Source organism: Sphingomonas sp. NPDC019816 (genome assembly GCF_050274375.1).
In the GTDB taxonomy this organism is placed as follows: Bacteria; Pseudomonadota; Alphaproteobacteria; order Sphingomonadales; family Sphingomonadaceae; genus Sphingomonas.
The window spans coordinates 1-14,537 of record NZ_JBNNOB010000006.1 but is presented as its reverse complement, the minus strand read 5'-3'; the positions used below and the strand labels follow the sequence as shown (position 1 = coordinate 14,537).

Sequence of the window (14,537 nt, the reverse complement as noted above, 5' to 3'; positions counted from 1 at the left end):
CGCGGCCGTAACATACCGTAAAATAAGGGCGTTTCGTCGCCGGCCCCTGTCCGGTACGCGCTATCGACGCGACTTGCGGGGCGATCCGGTGGCGAAAGGGTCGCGCGGAATGTCCTGCAAACCACCCTTTTCCCCGCTCGCCGCGCGCGGGGCGTCGCCCAGTTTCGCGACGCACTGGCGCAGGGCCGCCACGCCCGCGCCGCTGCCGTCCAGCGGCAGGCGCTCGACCGGCACATCGCCGCGCGCGATCGCCAGCATATGCGAACTGGCGAAATAGGCCGGAAACTGCGTCTCGAAGCTGGTCACGAAGCCGCGCTTGCCATCCGATGCCATGCCGACCGCGAAATGTCTGGCATAGCCGCCCTTGGACAGGCGGAAATCGAGCTTCAGCTTCTGCCGGGGCTCGATCGACCAATTGGCATTGAGGACCGTCAGATGGTTGGTCCCGTCACGATCGAGCCCGAGCAACAGCGTCGTCTCGCCGGGGCGATCGTAGAGCCGGGTGAGGAAACAGCCCTGCCCGTCCCCGCTCCGCGCCACCGTCCAGTCGCCCAGGTCGCGCGCGCCGGCCTCTCGCGCGATCGCCGGCGGACAGGCCAACAGCCCGGCGAGAATCGACAGGCGAAGGACACGGGCAAGGGGTTGCGGTCTGGGCATCGTCATGGGTCTCCGCCGCGATCCTAACCGGCGGCGTGGCGGTTGGCCAAGGCTGGCGATATGGAAAAGCCCGCCCGAACCGCGAAGGTCCGGGCGGGCCATGTCCGGTCCGATCGTCCGGCGGCGATCAGGCCTTGAGGGACTTCGCCATGTTCAGATGCGCCGTCACGGTCGGGATCATCTCGTTCGCGAAGCTCTTGAGCGCGGGCACGTCACCCGAGGCGGCATAGGCCTTCAGCGTATCGAGCGTCTGCTGATGGGCGGCGGTCTGCTCGGTGATATAGGCCTGGTCGAAGGCGTTGCCGTTCAGCGCCTTCAGTCGGTCGAGCTTTTGCTGCTGCTCGGCGTTCAGCGTCGGATCGGGGGTCAGCGCCGGCGACAGGCCGGCGGTGGTCGCCTTCAGCTTGGCGGTCGAGGCGGTGTGCGCCTCGATCATCTTGCGGGCGAAGGATTTGACCGACGCCGACGCGCCGTTGGTCAGCGCCACCTTCGATGTTTCGATCTCGAAGGCGTCGCTGGCGGCGGCGGCGTTGACGAAGCTCTGCGAGGCGCTGGCCGCCGGGGTCGGCGTCGTCGCGTCGGGCTGCGCCGTCATCGCGGTGTCGTTCGTCATGTTGGTCTGCGCGGTGTCGTTGCCGCGACCGCAGCCGGCCAGGGCCAGCAGAGCGGTGGTGGCGAGAATGGTGGCGCGAATGGTCATGTCGGCAAACCCCTGAAATTGCATGGATCCACCTGCATAACCCCGCATCGCCGCGTGACGTTCCCTGCGGACCCCAGGCCGCTCTGCATCGTTGGAGCGCGGACCGCCCGTAACGCGGCGACAGCGAAGGAAAGGCATAGAATGAGCATCTTCGGCAACATCCTGGGCAAGATCTTCCACCACGGCGGTGACAAGGCCACCGCGCCGGCCACGCCTGCCGCGGCCCCCGCCCCGACCCCCGCCCCGACGCAGGCGGCCCCCACCCCCGCAGCGGCCGCGCCGACGCCCGCCCCCGCCCAGCAGTCGGTCGATGTCGGGGCCGTACTGTCCGAAATGGCGTCGATGAAGAATGGCGGGGGCAATTATCAACGCTCGATCGTCGATCTGCTCAAGCTGCTCGACCTCGATTCCAGCTTGTCGGCGCGCAAGGAACTGGCGAACGAACTGAATGTCCATGCCGGCGAGGATGGCAGCGCCGAGCAGAATATCGCGCTTCACAAGGCGGTGATGGACAAGCTGGCGGAGAATGGCGGCATCGTCCCCGACAGCCTGCGTCACTGATCGACGCCCCGCCCCCGGCAGGATCGGGGGCGGCCGGTCGTTCGCGCGCGTACGGCCGCCATTCCCGGCCCCAAGGGTCCGCGCGATCCGCGCCGTCTTGCGTTCAACGTCGCCCGCTTATGCCGCGGCCGGACAAGGAGAAAGGCACATTTATGCTGCTATGGATGGGAATGGCGGCGCTGGCCGGCGCGACGGCGGCCACCGCCAGTGTCGATACGGCGCCCCGACCGGGTGGCGTCTATCCCCTCAAGCCCGGCATCTATGTTGAAAAGGGCGTGTCCTGCGGGACCGCGCCCAATGTGGCGATCCGGCAATATGACGGACGCGGGATCAGCAGCGCGCATTCCCATGCCTGCCGCGTCCGCATCCTGTCCCGCAAGGGGCGGCGCTATGACGTCAGCCAGTCCTGCATCGCTGCGGGCATGGGCCCGGCCCCGCGTTTCACCGAACGTCAGATGATCACCGTCACCGACGCGCTGACCTTCACGCTGCGCATGCGCGGCGCGGGCACGACCTATCGCTATTGCCCCGTCCACATGCTTCCCCCCGGCCTGCGGAGCGCCGCACGATGACCCGCTACCTGACGATGGCGGCATTGTCGGCGGCGATGATGCTGGGTGGATGCGCGACCACGGGTAGGGCCGGCCGGCCGGCGACTTCGACGCCGGGCGAGACGGTGCGCGTCGCGGTCGGTCCGTGCTTCGGCTTCTGTCCCGTCTATAGTGTGTCGGTCGCCCCCGATGGTGCTGTCCATTTCGTCGGGGAGCGGCATACGGCGGTGCTCGGCGCGCGCACGACGCGGGTTCCCGCGCCCGTGCCCAGCGCGCTGGTCCGCGACCTCGCGCGCTATCGCCCCGCGACCGGCGACGATGTGCCGGTCGCCTGCACGGCGGCCGTGTCCGACACCTCAGCCTATAGCGTGACCTGGACCGACGCGGCCGGACGCAAGACCGTCGCGCGCGTGCAGGACGCCTGCCCTGGCGGTCCCGGCCAGGGGCTGGTCAGGCTGTTGCGCGCGTTGCCGTCACGGCTGGGCATCGCCGACTGGACAAAACAGGTGACGCGCCCCGGCGTCTCGCGGGGATAACGACGTTACGACACGCGGCGCAGCGCCGGGCGCATGGAGCGTTCGGTCGCGCCGACCGGCGATACGCCGTTCGGTCCGGCATCGACGTTGAACCGCATCACCGACGACACGAGCGCGCCGCATTCCTTGGCCAGCATCGTGGCGGCGGCGGTCGATTCCTCGACCATCGCGGCGTTCTGCTGCGTTACCGAGTCGATCTCGCCGATCGCGATGTTCACCTGGCTCAGGCTGTGCGCCTGTTGCTCGGAGGATTTGGCGATCACGTCGACCACCGCGCTGACATCGGACACCTTGCCGATGATCCGTTGCAGCGCGTTGCCCGTCTCGTCCACCAGGGTCACGCCCGAGCGGACATGGTCGATCGCCGAGACGATGCGCGACTTGACGTCGGACGCCGCATCCGCCGAACGCTGCGCCAGCGCGCGCACCTCCGAGGCGACGACCGCGAAGCCCTTGCCCGCATCCCCCGCCCGCGCCGCCTCGACGCCCGCGTTCAGCGCCAGCAAATTGGTCTGGAACGCAATGCCGTCGATCACCGCGATGATGTCGACGATCTCGCGGCTGGCCTGGTCGATACCGTTCATCGCGGTGATCGACTTGGCGACGATCTGGCCGCCCTTCTCGGCCTCGTCGCGCGCCTCGGTCACCGCGCGATTGGCGTCGCTGGCGTTGACCGCGCCGTCGCGCACCCCTTGCGTGATCTCGCCGACCGCCGCCGCCGTTTCGCGAAGGCTGGCCGCCTGCTGCTCGCTGCGCGCCGACAGATGATCGGTCGCCTGACGGATCTCCTCGATATTGGTGCGGATCGCGCCGGCGCTGCCGCGCACGTCGCTGGTCAGGCTGGAGAGATTCTGCACCGCGCCGTTGAAGTCCTCGGCCAGTTGGTGGAAGGCCGGCGGCAGGCCGGTCAGCCGCACCGTCAGATCGGCCTGCGACAGGCTGTGCAGCCCGCCGCCGATCGCCTGCAGCGCCTGTTCGCGCTCACGGTCGTCGCCGACCTTGGCCCGCGCGGCGTCGCGGAACACCACCACCGCGCGCGCCATGTCGCCCAGTTCGTCGCCGCGCTCGCTGCCGGGCACGTCGACGTCGTTCTTGCCTTTCGCCAGTTCCGCCATCAACTGGGTCAGCCGGGTGATCGGCCGGGCGATGCTGCGGCTCAGCAGCATCTGCAACATGATGGCGATGCCGATCAGCATGATGCCGCCCAAGACCAGCGCGACGATGGCGGTGGTGATCGCACGCTCCTGCGACGCCGCATTTTCCTGAATGGCGGCGGTTTCCTCAGCGCGGATGTCGCGCAGCGGCAGCACGATCGCGCTGGTCAGCACCGCCTTGCCCGCGTCGCGCACCGCCTGTTGCGCCTCGTCGCGCCGCCCCGCCTTCACCCAGGCGGTCAGCCGGTCGCTCCATTGCCGCCGCCAGCGGGCCTTCTCCTCGACCGACTTGGCGAGCAGCGCCCGCTTGGCCGGATCGACCAGCAGCGTCTCCAACTCGCGGCTGGTCGTGTCATATTCCTCGCGCGCCTCGTCATAGGATTTGAGGTAGCTCTTGTCGCCGGTGACCAGGAAGCCGCGCAGCTGGCTGTTCTCGCGCAGGATCGACGTCTCCAGCGTCAGGGCCTTGGCATAGACTTCCTGCGCATGGTTGCTGCGCGCCGTCGCGCTGCGGATTTCCCAGATATTGGCGAAGAAGACGATCGTCATCACCGCCGCCGACATGCTGATCACCAGGAACGATACGCCCAGTTTCTTGGGGATGTTCATGTTCGAAAGCATTGTTCGTTTCTTTCCATAGAGCCGGCGGAGGTACGTATTGGCGATCAGAAGTCGAAGCGGACGGTGGCCGATACGGTCCGTCCGTTGAGCGGACGCCCCCGGACGATGCCCGATGCGGGGATGCTCGCCTCATCGAAGCCGGTGAAGGCGGCGACGTCGAACAGGTTGCTGGCGTTGAACAATATCGTCATGCGGTCGGCGACCCTGGCCTGCACGAAGCCGTTGGTGGTGACGAAGCCCGGGACCTTCAGCGCATTATTGTCCTGAGCATAGCTGTCCGTCGTGCCGACGACCGTGGCCCCGATGGTGAAGCCCGCGATCGTCAGTTGCGGCGTGGCCTGGAAGATGAAGGCCGCCTGGTGCCGGGGAGTATTGCCTTCGAACGCCGGATTGACGCGGTCGTTGACGATCTGCGCATCGGTATAGGTCGCGCCCGCCGTCAGGCCGAATATGCCCCGGCGAAAGCCGCCCTCGAACTCCAGCCCCTTGGCCTCGTAATCCCGCGAAATGAATTGCGAGGTCACGGGGTCGACATTGCTGTCCTGACTCCGGGCCCAGAAGCCGGTCAGGTTCAGGGTCAGCATGTCGGTGCGATACTTCACCCCGACCTCGGCCTGCTTGACGGGGTCATAGGCGGCCGACGGCATCAGCAGCCCGCCGGTCGTGGTGCTGACCACCGGCGTGAACAACAGGCGATCGGCATTGGCGCGGGCGCCACGGCTGTAGCGGGCGAAGACCGCGAGCGGATCGGAAATGCGGAAGTTGATGCCCGTCGAATAGGACAGATAGTGGTAGTTGTAATCGACCGGCGCGGGCGCGCTCAACGGCGAGACGCCGACCTTCTGCTCGGCGGGCGAAATGATGCCGTCGCCATTCATGTCCCGCGTCACCGTACCGACCCGGCCGCCGCCCAGGTCCGCGCTGATGATCCGGCCGTTCGCCGATCCGAAATCGTAACGGATGCTGGCGCCGATCGCGATGCGGCCGATATGGTAATTGACCGAGGCGAAGGGCGCATTGACCGCGTAATCGACATCGATCGTGCGGCGCCGCGTACCGTTCGCCAGCGCCAGGTTGAAGGCATAAATGCCGTTCAGCGTCAGCAACTGCCCCGTACGGGTCCGAACGTCGAGCAGCGCCGCGCTACCGTCGCCGCGCACATCGCTGATCAATGTCGACCAGAGCGCATCCCGATCGATCGTCTGGCGCGATGCGTAGAAGCCCGCCGTCGTAGTCAGGTCGCCGCCGCCCACCGACCATACGCGGCTGGCGCGAATGTCGTTGGTGACATTGTCGAGATTGTTGTTCTGCAGATCGAGGAGGTTGAGGACCGCGAACAGGCCATTGCCATTCAGCGTGCCGGGATTGGCGATCGCCTGCCCCGCAAGCGGACCATTGGCATAGGACAGGGTCGCGCCCGGCCCGCCGATCAGCGGCAACGCCGATGTCGGCAGGAACGCACTGCTGAACGGCGCGACGAAGGCACCCGACATCCTGGCATAGCGGAACCGTTCGGTGACGGTCCAACCGGCCAAGTCGATCCGGGTCTCCATCCCGATCGTCGCCGCCTTGCTGCGCAAGCCATCGGCGATGTCATGCACGGCGACGTTGTTGTCGCCGTCGAGCACCAGACTGGTTCGGATATAGCGCGACAGCATGGTGTCATGGATGCCGTTCAGACCGACCACCGGGCGCACTTGGGGATCGGCGTTGGTGCCGGTCGCGCGATAGGGCGCGGCGTCGTAGAAAGGCGTGCGGTCGTCCAGATATTTGCCGTACAGGCGGATATAGCCGCCGGCGAATTCCTTGGTGACGTTCAGCTTGATCTGGCCGCCCTTCTGCGCGTCATATCCGGTACGGCGCGGGCCTTCGCCCTGCCGGTAGAAGCCACCGATATGAAAACGCAGACCATCGCCGAGCTTCGCCCCATAATCGAAATCGGCGCGATACTGGCGATAGTCGATGCCGGCGGTCAGCGCGACGGCGCCGCCCTCCTGCGTACCGGTCTTCGATACGAAGTTGATGAGGCCGCCGGGGGAATTGGACGCGAAGGTCGAGGCCGATCCGCCGCGGATCACCTCGATCTGCGCAATGTTCAGATCGGTGCGCAGATACAAATCGGGGCCGGCGCCCAGGATGTCGCCGAACTCCAGGACGGGCAGTCCGTCTTCCTGCAACTGCACGAACTTCAGGCCCTGGCTGGCGATCGGCAGGCCACGGACCGACAGGCTGACCCCGCCCTCACCGGTCGAGGCTTCAGAGCGGATGCCCGGAATGACGCGCATCAGGTCGCCGGTCGAGCGCGGGCCGAACGTCTCGATCTCCTCGGGGCGCAGAATGCTGGTCGAGGTCGCGCTGTCGAGGCGGTCCCGCCCCTTGGCGACACCGGTCGAAATCGTATCCTGGGATGGCGCGGTCGTCTGCGGCGACTCGCCGCCGGGTTTCACGACAGTTTCTGCAAGAGCAGGCGTCACGAAACACAAAGATGCGACCGTCGCAAGCAGACGATAAACGATCATATTCCCCCGTTGATCTTATGATTCCCGCCGCCGGAGGAATAGGATGGGCGCGTTAATTATGGATGAAACGGTTCCCCATTTCGCATGACGTCCGGTTACGCGTCTTGCCAATCGATCCAGGCGCCATAGGGATGGCAATAGGCCAGGATGCGGTCCCCACCATCCGGCCAGGAACGCAGCCGAAGCTCGACGCGTTCGCGCCGCGCATCCCATTCGAAACCGACACAGGCCAAGGGGTACGCAGGGCTGGCGCCGCGCGCCGCGTCGGCCAGCGTCCGTTCCATGGCGGCGCGTTCGTCCGCCGCGACATATTGCAGCACCATGGAATGGAGGACGACCCGGTGCCGCCCGGCCGCCATCGGCGGCATGGCCAATCGGGCCGCGAGCCATGGCGCGGCGTGCCCCGCGTCGACCCGTGGTGGATAATGCCGGGCCAACGCCAGCGCGTGCCCCAGCCGCGCCGCGCGTTCGGGCTGGTCGGCGAAGACGAACGACGCCAACCGCTCGCAAGCCCCCGGATCGCGGATGTCGACGGGATGGAGATCGACGCCGCACGCCTTGGCGACGACGACCGGCGCGTCCGGCGGTGGCGGCCCGCGCCATTGCGGCGCGATTCGCACCGAGGAATCCGGCTGGCCCGCCCGCACCCCACCCAGATCATAGGCGTAGCGCGAAAGATTGAGGTTGAGCCCGGCACTGGCGCCGATCTCCAACAGCTCGAAGCCGTGACCATGATCGCGCGCCAGCCGCATCAGCGCGGCCTGGAACGCCGCCGCACGTCCGACCTCGTTGGTCTGCGGCACCTGATGAAGCCAGGCGACCAGCAGATCGTCATGGCGTGCCAGCGCCTGGGCCACCGCCTCGTCGAAGCGGCGATGCTCGCCGGCATACAGCGAGCTCAACAGCGGAACCGCGCCATGCCGCGCCAGGGCGTGCAGTGCGGCGTTGACCCGCATGGCGATCGCCGAGGAGGCCGCCGTACTTCCCCAGCTTCGGATCAGGCGGGCGGTGCGCGGTGCATGATCGAGCTGCCGCTCGGCCGCCGCCAGCAGGTCGGCCACGAACGGCGCTCCCAGGCCGCGCATCACATCGGACTGGCGCATCAATTCGCCCATCGGCGTATCGGATATGTGTTCGGCCGGCGGGGTGGGCCGTGACGGACCATCCGGCTCCAGGCACATCACGGTCGAGTAATCCGGCTGCATGGCGCCGATATGGCGTCGCAATCGTTAATATATCTCCGCCGGCGCGTGGAGGCGGACGCCCCCGCGCCGCCGGATCCGCCTTCATGGCGCGACGGAAAAGGGTTCGTCCTCGCGCCGCCCGGCTATACCGGGTTCAGCATCTCGACGATCTTGTTGCCCAGGTCGGTCATGACGAACGGCTTGGTCACCACCGCCATGCCGGGCGCGAGATGGCCGTTGCCGACCGCTGCATTCTCGGCATAGCCGGTGACGAACAGGACCTTCAGGTCGGGGCGGCTCTCGCGCGCGGCATCGGCCACCTGTCGCCCGTTCATCCCGCCGGGCAGGCCGACATCGGTGATCAGCAGATCGATGTCGCCGACGGATTGCAGGATCCGCAGCCCCGATGGCCCGTCCTCCGCCTCGATCGCGCGGTAGCCGGCGTCCCGCAACACCTCGACGATCAGCATCCGCACGGTCGCCTCGTCATCGATCACCAGCACGGTGCGGCCGGCGCCGTCGTCGGGGATCACATCGTCGGGGACCATATCCTCGTCCACCTCGCCCATATGGCGCGGCAGGTACAGACACATGGTCGTGCCCTGCCCTTCCTCGGTATAGACGCGCACCTGCCCGCCCGACTGGCGGACGAAACCGTGGATCATCGACAGGCCCAGCCCCGTCCCCTGCCCGATCGGCTTGGTGGTGAAGAACGGGTCGAAGATGCGGTCGACGACGTCCTTGGCGATGCCGGTGCCATTGTCGGTGACGCAGATCGACAGGTACTGGCCGGGTGGCAGGTCGCGCGCCCTTGCCGCGCGGTCGTCGAGCCATTTGTTCGCCGTCTCGATGGTCAGCCGGCCGCCGCCCGGCATCGCGTCGCGCGCGTTGATCGCCAGGTTGAGGAGCGCGCTTTCCAGCTGTGCCGCATCGACCTTCGCCGGCCACAGTCCCCCGGCGCCCACCACCTCCACCGTGATGGCCGGGCCGACCGTCCGCCGGATCAGGTCCTCCATGCCGAACACCAGCCGGTTCACGTCGGTGGGCCGGGGGTCGAGCGTCTGCCGGCGTGAAAAGGCCAGCAGCCGCTGGGTCAGCGCGGCCGCGCGCTGCGCCGAGGTCTGCGCCCCGTCGATGAACCGGTCGAGCCCGTCGGTGCGCCCCGTCGACAGCCGCCGCTGGATGATCTCCAGGCTGCCGATGATCCCGGCCAGCAGATTGTTGAAATCATGCGCGATGCCGCCGGTCAGCTGGCCGACCGCCTCCATCTTCTGCGCCTGGCGAAGCTGTTCCTCCGCCTGGGCGAGCCGCGTCTGGTCGCGCAGGCGGTCGGTCACGTCGATCGCATATTGAAACGCGCCGACGAACTTGCCGCTGCGGTCGTGCAGCGCGTTGAAGCGCAGTTCGTAGCAGGGGCGGTCGCGCTCGGGCACGCCGAATTCCTCGACGATCGTAAACTCCTCGCCGGACAGCGCGCGCTTCCAGACACCGAGCACCGCATCGCGGTGATCGGGAAATGGCGTCATCAGGTCGGGCAGCGAGTCGCCGACACGCGGCCGAATGCCATAGATGCGCTCGAACGCGTCGGCATAGGCGGTGTTGAGCGCCAGATAGCGGAAATCGGCGGACACCACGCCGATCAGCGCGTCGGTATTCTCGATGACGTCGGCCCATAGCTTGCGCTCCGCCACCGCCTCCTCGATCCGCAGCTCCAGCGTGTCGTTCATCCGCCGCAGCTTCAGCTCCGCCATGCGCCGGGCGCTGATGTCGTTGAACAGGATGGCGACCCGGCGCATCTCGGGCGCCCCGACGCGCAGGGCGTGGACATCGAACCACCGCCCCATCGCTTCCGATCCTTCCTCGAAGCGGACGGGCTCGCCGCTTTGCGCGACATGGCCATAGCGTTCGAACCAAACCGATTCGAGGTCCGGCACCATGTCACGCGCCGTCCGACCCACCGCATCGACCAGACCGGTTTGATGGCGGAAGGCGGGATTGGCCTCGACGAAGCGATAATCGACCGCCCGGTCGCCGTCGAAGATCATCTCGACGATGCAGAAACCGGCGTCGACCGCCTCGAACAGGGTCCGATAGCGTTCCTCGCTGGCGCGTAGCGCCTGTTCGGTCTCGCGCCGTTCATGGATATCGATGACCGAGCCGATATAGCCCAGAAACCCGCCATCCGCGTCGAAGCGCGGCGAGGCGGCATCGATCGCCCAGCGATAATGACCGTCGCGGTGGCGCAGGCGATATTCCAGCCGGAACGCTTCCTGCCGGGCGTTGGCCTTGAGGAAGACTTCCCCCGACCAGCCGCGATCCTCGGGGTGGACCGCCTCCAGCCAGCCGAAGGCGCCGATGGACTCGGGATCCTGCCCGGTAAAGTCGAACCAGGCGCGGTTCAGATAGGTGCAATGGGCATCGACGTCGGTGACCCACATCATGACCGGCGCGTGATCGGCCATGTTGCGGAACCGCGCCTCCGATTCGCGGATCGCCGCCTCGCTGGCGCGCCGGGCGGTGATGTCGCGCGCCTCGATCACCGTGCCGATCGGACGGCCATGCTCGTCGTGCAGCGGGCTGGCGGTGAAGCCGACCGGATAGAAGCTGCCGTCCGGCCGAACGAACATCTCCTCGCCGTCCATCTGCGCACGCTCGGGAAAGGCGCGGTCGATGGGACATTCCTCCAGCGGATAATGCGAGCCGTCGGGGCGGGTGTGATGAACGACATCGTGCAGCGGCCGCCCCCGCATCTCGGCCAGCGAATAGCCGGTCAGCGCCTCGGCGGCGGCGTTAGCATAGATGCACTGCTGCGCATCATCCATCAGGAACACGGCCATGCGGGTATTGTCGAGCACTGCGTTCAGCCGCCGCTCGCTTTCCTGCTGGGCCCGGTCGGCGGCGAGCCGCCCGGCGATCTCCGCCTCCATCCTTGCCGCCCGCGCATCGCGCATCGCGATCTCGCGCCGCAGTTCGAGCTGGGTCATGACCTGCCGCGCCAGCAATTCCAGCGTCAGGCGCTGCCGCTCGGTGACACCGTCCGGGCGCGGTGCCGTATCGAGGACGCTGACCGTGCCGATCGGCAAGCCCTCCGGCGTGGCGAGCAGCGCGCCGGCATAGAAGCGCAGATGCGGCGCACCGGCGACCAGGGGATGGTCCGCGAAGCGTTCGTCACGCGCGGCGTCGGGCACGACGAAGGTACCCGGCTGCAGGATCGCCTGCGCGCCCATCGTGCCGTCGAGGGGGACCTCGCTCGCCGCGATGCCGACCCTGGCCTTGAACCATTGGCGATCGGCGGCGATGAAACTGACGATCGCCATCGGCGCTTCGAAGACATCGGCGGCGAGCCGGACCACGTCGTCGAATTCGGGTTCGGGCGCGGTGTCGACTATCGCATAGCGATCGAGCGCGGCGAGGCGCGATTCCTCGGTCCATTCCACCTTGTTCGCGGGTGTCCTCATCGGGTCGTCGGTTGCATGCGTCACGAGTGTCGGGGACCTGCTGCTCGAAAGGGGGCGGTCTTGGGCATCACGGCGCCGGCGCGGCCTATTGTCATGAGGTCGCCAGCGCATGACCGGGGGCGGGGTTCCTTCAGGACCAGACGAATCCGTCTTTCTCCACATCATTTTCCGCATCGGAGCACCTGCCGCCATGCAGGTCGCCAAGCCCGGCGCCGCTCATGACATGGAATGATGACCCCGAGCGATAACATCGATGAACAAGTCGGGACGACAGCCGTTTCGCCATGGAAGGAAAATCAATCGGTTGGCCGATCCGCCAGCCCGTATGACGGAGAGCAGGACATGGCGCAGCTGACCCTATCGGACCTGTCGAAGAAAATGGCGAAGCTCGACTTCGCCATGCTCGCCACGCACGATGCGTCGGGGGCGCTGACGGCGCGACCGATGAGCAACAACGGCGATGTCGATTATGACGGCGACAGCTATTTCTTCGCCTATGAACAGTCGCGCAAGATCGCCGACATCCGCGCGCACCCCCAGGTGGTACTCAGCTATACAGGCGCGGTCGGGATGCTGGGCGGCCCGCCGCTGTTCATCGCGATCGAAGGCCATGCCACGCTGATCCAGGACAAAAGCCAGTTCGAGGCGCACTGGACCAAGGATCTGGACCGCTATTTCCCCAATGGCATCGACACGCCCGGCGTGGTGATGATCAGGATCCATGCGGATCGAATCCGCTATTGGGACGGGGGCGAAGAGGGAGAGGTCGCCGCTTGAGCGGCCCTCGCGCGCCGGGCGATCGGACCACGCACGTCGCCATCTGCATCCCCGCGCGCAACGAGGCGCTGCGCCTGCCGCGCCTGTTCGAGGCGATGGCCGTGCTGGAATGGCGTGGTCCCTGGACCCTGTGCCTGCTGCTCGACGGCTGTACCGATGACAGCGCGCAAGTGGGCGACGCGTATCGCCGACACGCGCGGTTCGATCTGCGCGTCGGCCACGCGCCCCCCGCCACCGCCTCCAATGCCGGGCTCGCGCGGCACCGGGCGATGATGCTTGGTCTGTCGACGCTGTCGTCGCCGCACGATGTCCTGTTGACCAGCGATGCCGATAGCTGGCCGCAGACCGACTGGATCAAGACGATGGTCGCCGCGCTCGACCAGGCCGATCTGGTGGCGGGGCGGGTCATCCGCGCAGGACACCGTGCCAGCCCCGACCAGGACCGGGTGGAGCGCTATTACGACCGGCTTTTCGCGCTACGGCGGCGGATCGATCCGGTCATCTGGGAAGCGTCGGTCACCCACCATTATGGCAGCGGCGCCAATATGGGCCTGCGCGGCGGCACCTATCGCCGTCTGGGCGGCTTCGCGCCGCTGGCCAGTGGCGAGGATGGGCGGTTGATCGACGATGCGGCGCGCGCCGGTCTGCGGGTGCGGCGCGATGCGGCCAGCGTCGTTCACACCTCCGACCGGCGCAGCGGGCGGGCACCCAGCGGCCTGGCGGAGGCGCTTCACCGGCTGGACCGACAGGGTCTGGCCGGGATCGCGGTCGCCCATCCCGCCGACCAGCTCTGGCAATATCGCGCGCACGCCATCGCCCGGCGCGGCTTTGCGGACCGCGAGTTCGCAGCGCTGTCGGCGATGATCGGGCTCGATGACGACCATCTGGTCGGCGTCGCGCGTGACGCCCCCAACGCGGAGGGTTTCGCGATGCGGGTGGTGCCGGTGCCGCCCGGTGGCATGCGCACCCTGCCCTTCCCGATGGCGGAGGCGATGCTGGCCGGCCTGACGACGCATTGGTCGGAACGCGCGGCATGAGCGATCTTCGCGCGCAGATCGCGGCACGGACCGCCGAACTGCCCACGCTCGCCGATCCGGCGGGGACGGGCGACATGCTGGCGTTGCTCCGCCTTCTCTACCGCGTGGGACGTCGCGACCTGGCGCTGGGGCGGCTGTTCGAGGGGCATGTCGACGCCATGCAGATCGTCAACCGCTATGGCAGCGACGATCAACGCGCGCGGTTGCGCGATGCGGTCGACGCGGGCGCGGCGCTGGGGGTGTGGAACGCCGACCTGCCCGGAGCCCCGCTGACCGCCGAGGACACGCGGCTGTCGGGTGGCAAGAGCTTCGCCTCGGGTGCGGGCATCCTGTCGCACGCGCTGGTCACGGTGGACGCGCCCGGCGGGCGGCAGCTGCTTCTGCTCGACCTGGCAAGGACGCCCCCCGACATCGATCGCAGCGTGTGGCAGGTGACCGGGATGCAGCGGTCGGAAACGCATGTCGTTCGCTGGCGCCAGGCCGCGATCCGGCCCGACGACCGGATCGGCCTACCCGGCGATTATGTCCGCGACCCCTGGTTCACCGGCGGCGCGCTGCGTTTCGCGGCGGTGCAGGCCGGGGGCGTCGCCGCGCTGCTCGACGCAACGCGCGATCATCTGGCGGCGGCGGGGCGTGACGCTGACCCGCATCAGGCGGGACGCCTGGCCGAACTCTACGCCCTCGCCCAGGCGAGCGCCGCCGCCGTCCGCGAGGCGGGCGAAAGCTGGTTCGGTGACGAGGCCGCGCGCCTGCCCCTGGTCGCCGCCGCCCGCGCGGCGGTC

General features: G+C 67.8%; 12 protein-coding genes. 6 read left to right on the top strand and 6 right to left on the bottom strand.

Annotated features, from left to right (window positions below; translation table 11 throughout):
- Positions 1-60 precede the first annotated feature (60 nt).
- Complete coding sequence (locus ACQKJZ_RS01815; RefSeq protein ID WP_427729764.1) at positions 61-663, bottom strand: hypothetical protein; 603 nt, start codon at positions 661-663, stop codon at positions 61-63.
- 121 nt (positions 664-784) lie between these two features.
- The gene (locus tag ACQKJZ_RS01810; RefSeq protein WP_427729763.1) at positions 785-1,357 is read right to left on the bottom strand and encodes a DUF4142 domain-containing protein; all 573 of its coding nucleotides are present in this window, start codon (positions 1,355-1,357) and stop codon (positions 785-787) included.
- A 141-nt stretch (positions 1,358-1,498) separates the two neighbouring features.
- Here ACQKJZ_RS01810 and ACQKJZ_RS01805 point away from each other — a divergent pair, with 141 nt between their 5' ends.
- The 3 genes from ACQKJZ_RS01805 to ACQKJZ_RS01795 all read left to right on the top strand — a co-directional run bounded on the left by ACQKJZ_RS01805 (position 1,499) and on the right by ACQKJZ_RS01795 (position 3,005).
- Positions 1,499-1,918: a DUF3597 family protein gene (locus tag ACQKJZ_RS01805; protein ID WP_427729762.1), complete on the top strand. Its 420-nt coding sequence runs from the start codon at positions 1,499-1,501 to the stop codon at positions 1,916-1,918.
- 152 nt (positions 1,919-2,070) lie between these two features.
- Positions 2,071-2,490 carry a hypothetical protein gene (locus ACQKJZ_RS01800; RefSeq protein WP_427729761.1) on the top strand — a complete coding sequence of 140 codons (420 nt, stop codon included), beginning with the start codon at positions 2,071-2,073 and terminating at the stop codon, positions 2,488-2,490.
- Positions 2,487-3,005, top strand: a complete 519-nt coding sequence (locus ACQKJZ_RS01795; protein ID WP_427729760.1) for a DUF6438 domain-containing protein — start codon at positions 2,487-2,489, stop codon at positions 3,003-3,005. The genes ACQKJZ_RS01800 and ACQKJZ_RS01795 overlap by 4 nt, the downstream gene beginning before the upstream one ends.
- Before the next feature lie 5 nt (positions 3,006-3,010).
- On the opposite strand, the gene ACQKJZ_RS01790 is transcribed toward ACQKJZ_RS01795, so the two are convergent.
- The 4 genes from ACQKJZ_RS01790 to ACQKJZ_RS01775 form a co-directional block, all read right to left on the bottom strand.
- A complete protein-coding gene (locus ACQKJZ_RS01790; RefSeq protein WP_427729759.1) occupies positions 3,011-4,780 on the bottom strand; it encodes a methyl-accepting chemotaxis protein in 1,770 nt (589 codons plus the stop codon).
- A 44-nt stretch (positions 4,781-4,824) separates the two neighbouring features.
- Positions 4,825-7,299 (bottom strand): TonB-dependent receptor domain-containing protein, encoded by a 2,475-nt coding sequence (locus ACQKJZ_RS01785; protein ID WP_427729758.1) that lies wholly within the window; start codon positions 7,297-7,299, stop codon positions 4,825-4,827.
- A 95-nt stretch (positions 7,300-7,394) separates the two neighbouring features.
- Positions 7,395-8,525 carry a DUF2332 domain-containing protein gene (locus tag ACQKJZ_RS01780; protein WP_427729757.1) on the bottom strand — a complete coding sequence of 377 codons (1,131 nt, stop codon included), beginning with the start codon at positions 8,523-8,525 and terminating at the stop codon, positions 7,395-7,397.
- A gap of 101 nt (positions 8,526-8,626) precedes the next feature.
- A complete protein-coding gene (locus ACQKJZ_RS01775; protein WP_427729756.1) occupies positions 8,627-11,941 on the bottom strand; it encodes a PAS domain S-box protein in 3,315 nt (1,104 codons plus the stop codon).
- A gap of 342 nt (positions 11,942-12,283) precedes the next feature.
- On the opposite strand from ACQKJZ_RS01775, the gene ACQKJZ_RS01770 reads away from it, so the two are divergent.
- The 3 genes from ACQKJZ_RS01770 to ACQKJZ_RS01760 form a co-directional block, all read left to right on the top strand.
- On the top strand, positions 12,284-12,718 hold the full coding sequence (locus ACQKJZ_RS01770) for a pyridoxamine 5'-phosphate oxidase family protein (RefSeq protein ID WP_427729755.1): 435 nt from the start codon (positions 12,284-12,286) through the stop codon (positions 12,716-12,718).
- Entirely contained in the window at positions 12,715-13,755 is a 1,041-nt protein-coding gene (locus ACQKJZ_RS01765; protein ID WP_427729754.1) for a glycosyltransferase, read from the top strand. Before ACQKJZ_RS01770 ends, ACQKJZ_RS01765 begins: the two co-directional genes overlap by 4 nt.
- Positions 13,752-14,537, top strand: a 786-nt coding sequence (locus ACQKJZ_RS01760) for an acyl-CoA dehydrogenase (protein ID WP_427729753.1), incomplete at its 3' end; no start/stop codon positions are given. The genes ACQKJZ_RS01765 and ACQKJZ_RS01760, both read left to right, overlap by 4 nt.

Coding starts and splice junctions, on each gene's coding strand:
- ACQKJZ_RS01815 (WP_427729764.1), bottom strand. CDS start 663: ATGACGATGCCCAGACCGCAACCCCTTGCCCGTGTCCTTCGCCTGTCG.
- ACQKJZ_RS01810 (WP_427729763.1), bottom strand. CDS start 1,357: ATGACCATTCGCGCCACCATTCTCGCCACCACCGCTCTGCTGGCCCTG.
- ACQKJZ_RS01805 (WP_427729762.1), top strand. CDS start 1,499: ATGAGCATCTTCGGCAACATCCTGGGCAAGATCTTCCACCACGGCGGT.
- ACQKJZ_RS01800 (WP_427729761.1), top strand. CDS start 2,071: ATGCTGCTATGGATGGGAATGGCGGCGCTGGCCGGCGCGACGGCGGCC.
- ACQKJZ_RS01795 (WP_427729760.1), top strand. CDS start 2,487: ATGACCCGCTACCTGACGATGGCGGCATTGTCGGCGGCGATGATGCTG.
- ACQKJZ_RS01790 (WP_427729759.1), bottom strand. CDS start 4,780: ATGCTTTCGAACATGAACATCCCCAAGAAACTGGGCGTATCGTTCCTG.
- ACQKJZ_RS01785 (WP_427729758.1), bottom strand. CDS start 7,299: ATGATCGTTTATCGTCTGCTTGCGACGGTCGCATCTTTGTGTTTCGTG.
- ACQKJZ_RS01775 (WP_427729756.1), bottom strand. CDS start 11,941: ATGAGGACACCCGCGAACAAGGTGGAATGGACCGAGGAATCGCGCCTC.
- ACQKJZ_RS01770 (WP_427729755.1), top strand. CDS start 12,284: ATGGCGCAGCTGACCCTATCGGACCTGTCGAAGAAAATGGCGAAGCTC.